The organism is Microbacterium sp. ISL-103 (genome assembly GCF_018613995.1).
In the GTDB taxonomy this organism is placed as follows: domain Bacteria; phylum Actinomycetota; class Actinomycetes; order Actinomycetales; family Microbacteriaceae; genus Microbacterium.
Genome location: NZ_JAGGPD010000181.1, coordinates 1 through 4,146, shown reverse-complemented (window position 1 = coordinate 4,146; position 4,146 = coordinate 1). Strand labels below are relative to the sequence as shown.

The following is a 4,146-nucleotide window of genomic DNA, read 5'->3' as shown; positions in this document are numbered from 1 at the left end:
TACTTCTCGGGCCTGCGGTATCCGGGGCAGGAGTTCGCGATCGCCACGCACGACCAGGTCGCGCTCTGAGGGATTCGCCTCGTGGGTACGAGTCTCGACAGTCGCCGGTCAGAGATCGCTGAAGTCGTCGGCCGGTGCGTTGATCTGGGTCACGGAGTCTTCCGTGAGGGTGAACAGCAGGAACTGGATGCCCGTCTCGCCCGGACGGCTCAGTGACGTGGTGCCCGGAACCTCCTGCTCGCCCACTCCGAGATAGTCGGGGACGCCGTCGTTGTCGGCATCGCCCACATCCCACCCCTGCGCCGCGATGACCTCATCACGCGTCGAGCCGATCGTCAGGCCCTCAGCCGAGGCGATGGGGAGATCTCCCACGGTCGCCGCATCGACGAGGATCCGCGAGAACGTGCCCTCCCCGCCCTCATCCGTCACCACGCTGAGGCCGTCCCAGTCATAGCTCACGAGGTTCGTCTCATACCCGGGCGGGTCCTGCAGCTCGGTCAGGGCCGGTGCCTCACCCGTCGCCTCCTCGAGCAGAGCGAGCACCGCCGCGGCATCGTCGAAGCCGGCTGTCGCCGTCTCGTCTCCGTCGACGAACTCGACGCCGTCGATCGTCACGACGAGGTGTGCGGGTGCGGGTTCTGCGGGCGTCGGGCTGGGAGTCGTCGGAGCACTCGGCGATGGCGTCGATGCCTGGGGCGCCGGCTCCGGTGCGCAGGCCGACAGCAGCAGCGCCGCGACGGAGAGAGTGAGGAGGATCGGTGTGTGACGGCGCATGCCACTGATCGTATAAGTCGCCGATCTCCGGGCGACGGCGGCCATGCCCACCGTTCCGATTTCGTGACCGGCGTCTGCGATCCCACTGCTCGCCTGAGATGATTGAGGGATGACCGCCACGCTCGTCGCCCAGAATCTGGCAGGTGGCTACGGTCATCGCATCCTGTTCGACGCCCTCGATCTCACTGTCGCTCCCGGAGACGTCATCGGCGTCGTCGGAGCGAACGGAGCTGGCAAGTCGACGTTGCTGCGCATTCTCGCCGGGGTCGACGCACCGGCCGACGGCAGCGTCTCACTCGCCCCGACAGACGCCTTCGTCGGCTGGCTGCCGCAGGAGCACGAGCGAGTCGATGGCGAGACGGTCTCCGAGTACATCGCCCGCCGCACGGGCTGCGCAGCAGCGACGCGCGAGATGGATGCCGCAGCCGCAGCTCTCGGCGATCCCTCGCTCGCACCTGCCGGCACCGACCCCGCAGACACCTACTCCGAGGCACTCGGTCGCTGGCTGGCCAGCGGCGCAGCGGATCTCGACGAGCGCATTCCTGCGGTGCTCGCCGACCTCGGACTCCCGACCGGAGGAGGCGTCGCGGCGGATGCCCAGATGACCGGACTCTCGGGAGGGCAGGCGGCGCGGGTGGGGCTCGCCGCGCTGCTGCTGTCGCGCTTCGACATCGTCTTCCTCGACGAGCCCACCAATGACCTCGACCTCGATGGTCTCGACCGGCTCGAGTCCTTCGTCCGCGGCCTGCGCGGGGGCGCGGTGCTCGTCAGCCACGACAGGGAGTTCCTGGCGCGCAGCGTCACGCGGGTGCTCGAGCTCGATCTCGCTCAGAACACCCACCGGCTCTACGGCGGCGGATACGACGCGTACATTGAGGAGCGCGCCGTCGTGCGTCGTCATCTGCGGGAGAAGTACGACGAGTTCGCCGACAAGAAGGCCGATCTCGTCGCCCGCGCCCGTACGCAGCGCGAGTGGTCGAGTCAGGGCGTGCGAAACGCCATGAAGAAGGCTCCCGACAACGACACGATCCTGCGCAAGGCGGCGACCGAGTCCAGCGAGAAGCAGGCCCAGAAGGTGCGACAGATGGAGAGTCGCATCGCGCGTCTCGACGAAGTCGAGGAACCTCGCAAGGAGTGGCAGCTGGAGTTCACGATCGGCTCGGCGCCTCGTTCGAGCACCGTCGTGTCGACGCTGAACTCCGCGGTCTTCCGGCAGGGGGATTTCACCCTGGGGCCGGTGTCGCTGCAGGTCGACGTGGGCGATCGCATCGGGATCACCGGTCCGAACGGTGCGGGGAAGTCGACTCTTCTGCGGGCGCTGCTCGGCAGGCAGGCGCCGGAGCAGGGCACCGCGGCACTGGGCAGCAGCGTGCAGATCGGCGAGATCGACCGGGCGCGCTCGCTCCTGACCGGCGACTCAGCCCTCGCCGACGCCTTCGAGGCGCTGGTCCCCGAGATGTCATCGGCAGAGGTGCGGACGCTGTTAGCCAAGTTCGGGCTGCGCGCAGATCACGTCACGCGCCCGGTCGGCGAGCTGTCGCCGGGCGAGCGCACACGAGCGGCGCTCGCGTTGCTGCAGGCGAAGGGCATCAATCTGCTGGTGCTCGACGAACCGACCAACCACCTGGATCTGCCGGCGATCGAGCAGCTGGAACAGGCGCTCGAGTCGTACACCGGCACGTTGCTGCTGGTGACCCACGATCGGCGGATGCTCGACGCGGTGCAGACGAATCGTCGCTGGAGCGTCGAAGGCGGGCAGGTCTCGGAAGGCTGAGGTCAGCGGCCCTGGCGCTTCTTGTACGGTTTGGGCTGACCCTTCACGACGGGCGCGCGTCCTTTGCCCTTGGAGGCCTTCGCCTTGCCGCCTGCGGGGGCTGCGGTCTTGGGCGCGGGCGGAGGCGCGGCCGCCACGGTCTCACGGGCCTCGACGAGCAGCAGCTCGCCGACACTCGTCAGTCGCACCGTTCCCTCGCGGTTCACGAGCGTGTGGCCGACTTCTTCTTCGAGCTTGTCGATCGAGGTGTACAGCGAGGCGAGCGGGATGCCCAGCTCTTTCGCGGCGCGAGGAAAGTGCAGCGTCTCAGCGAGGACGACGTACCGACGGAGCAGTGCCAACTTCATGCGGGTGAACGGTCCTTCTCGAGCGGCGACGATCACCGCTCTTCTTCTAACCTACGCGAGCAGCGGCCACCACCCCAGACGCACGGATGCCGCGGCTCCTCGAGCCGCGGCATCCGGTGGTCGTGATTCAGGCGTCTAGACGGCCTGGGGGAGGACGGCGAAGGACACCGAACCCTCGTCGTCGACTCCCGCGTCGAGGATCTTGTCGTCGAGAGCGGTGGCTGCCGTCTCATCGAGGAAGAGACGCGTGCCCGAGACCTCGACCACCTGGTCTGCGGGCTCAGGGTCGGGCGTCACCAGGACGGCGAGGCGTGCGCCGCCGTTGGGCCCTGGTGCGGGCGTGGAGTGAATCCGGAGCCCTGCGTCGCTTGCGTCGGTCTGACGGCTGACGAGGGTGTTCACGATTGCGGTGGCGTTATCGGTGAGGGTGAGCACGAGACTCTCCTTCCGGTTGCGATCACGACGCGGGTGCGGCGTGACGGGCCACGATTCCGCACTCGCCGAGGCGATTCAACCCGACGCGCCCGTTTCTGAGGGGTCTCACACCTGATGCAGAGGTTTTCTCAGGAACACCTGCTCAGTGCCGTCTCCCTGCGGTATCCGCTCGGCCACGGCGTACCCGCACGCCTCGTAGAGGCGGATGTTGGCTTCGCTCAGACTGCCCGTGAACAGTTCGGCGACGCGGGCCGACGACGAGCGCTCCGCCGCAGCGAGAAGCGAGCGTCCGATGCCCTCGCCCTGTGTGTCGGGTGCGATGGCGATGCGGCCGATCAGAAGCACTCCGTCGGCTTCCGTGTATCGGATCGCTCCCACGAGTCGTCCGTCGACGCGTGCGGCCAGGCCGCTGCTTGACCGCAGCTCGGCCTCGACCTCGGGCAGGGTCTGCGTCAGGGGAGGCATGTCGGCGCTCCCGTAGATCTGCGCCTCCGAGACGAAAGCCGCGCGCTGCAGGGTGAGCACCTCGCCCGCATCCGATTCGGTGATCGGAGCGATCACGATCTCGGGCCCGTCGTCTTCCTGGTTCTGGGGTGTCTCTGATGTCGTCACTGCGCCACGATCCGACGAGACCGGGTGCACTGTCAACCCCCTCGATCACCGACCGCGCGGGGCGCTAACGTCGCAGATCCGAGACCAGGAGGACACCCATGGCTGAGAAGAAGAAGACCCCGACCGAGAGCTCCTCGAAGCGGGGCGCGAAGACGACCAGGCGTCAGAACGCCGAGAAGGGGTTCACCGCATCGCCGACCCTCG

The 4,146-nt window shown here is 68.0% G+C and carries 5 protein-coding genes; 1 reads left to right on the top strand and 4 read right to left on the bottom strand.

All coding sequences use genetic code 11. The features are described from left to right. Positions 1–108 precede the first annotated feature (108 nt). Entirely contained in the window at positions 109–774 is a 666-nt protein-coding gene (locus J7E68_RS07545) for a hypothetical protein (RefSeq protein WP_215171359.1), read from the bottom strand. Positions 775–883: 109 nt separating this feature from the next. Here J7E68_RS07545 and J7E68_RS07540 point away from each other — a divergent pair, with 109 nt between their 5' ends. Next, positions 884–2,548, top strand: a complete 1,665-nt coding sequence (locus J7E68_RS07540) for an ABC-F family ATP-binding cassette domain-containing protein (protein WP_215171356.1) — start codon at positions 884–886, stop codon at positions 2,546–2,548. A 2-nt stretch (positions 2,549–2,550) separates the two neighbouring features. Here J7E68_RS07540 and J7E68_RS07535 read toward each other — a convergent pair whose 3' ends face one another. The 3 genes from J7E68_RS07535 to J7E68_RS07525 form a co-directional block, all read right to left on the bottom strand. Further along, on the bottom strand, positions 2,551–2,895 hold the full coding sequence (locus J7E68_RS07535; RefSeq protein ID WP_215171355.1) for a LysR family transcriptional regulator: 345 nt from the start codon (positions 2,893–2,895) through the stop codon (positions 2,551–2,553). A gap of 135 nt (positions 2,896–3,030) precedes the next feature. Continuing rightward, positions 3,031–3,330 (bottom strand): Fe-S cluster assembly protein HesB, encoded by a 300-nt coding sequence (locus J7E68_RS07530; RefSeq protein WP_215171353.1) that lies wholly within the window; start codon positions 3,328–3,330, stop codon positions 3,031–3,033. A 105-nt stretch (positions 3,331–3,435) separates the two neighbouring features. After that, positions 3,436–3,942, bottom strand: coding sequence for a GNAT family N-acetyltransferase (locus J7E68_RS07525; RefSeq protein ID WP_215171351.1), 507 nt, complete (start codon positions 3,940–3,942; stop codon positions 3,436–3,438). Positions 3,943–4,146: the final 204 nt, after the last annotated feature.

Coding starts and splice junctions, on each gene's coding strand:
- J7E68_RS07545 (WP_215171359.1), bottom strand. CDS start 774: ATGCGCCGTCACACACCGATCCTCCTCACTCTCTCCGTCGCGGCGCTG.
- J7E68_RS07540 (WP_215171356.1), top strand. CDS start 884: ATGACCGCCACGCTCGTCGCCCAGAATCTGGCAGGTGGCTACGGTCAT.
- J7E68_RS07535 (WP_215171355.1), bottom strand. CDS start 2,895: ATGAAGTTGGCACTGCTCCGTCGGTACGTCGTCCTCGCTGAGACGCTG.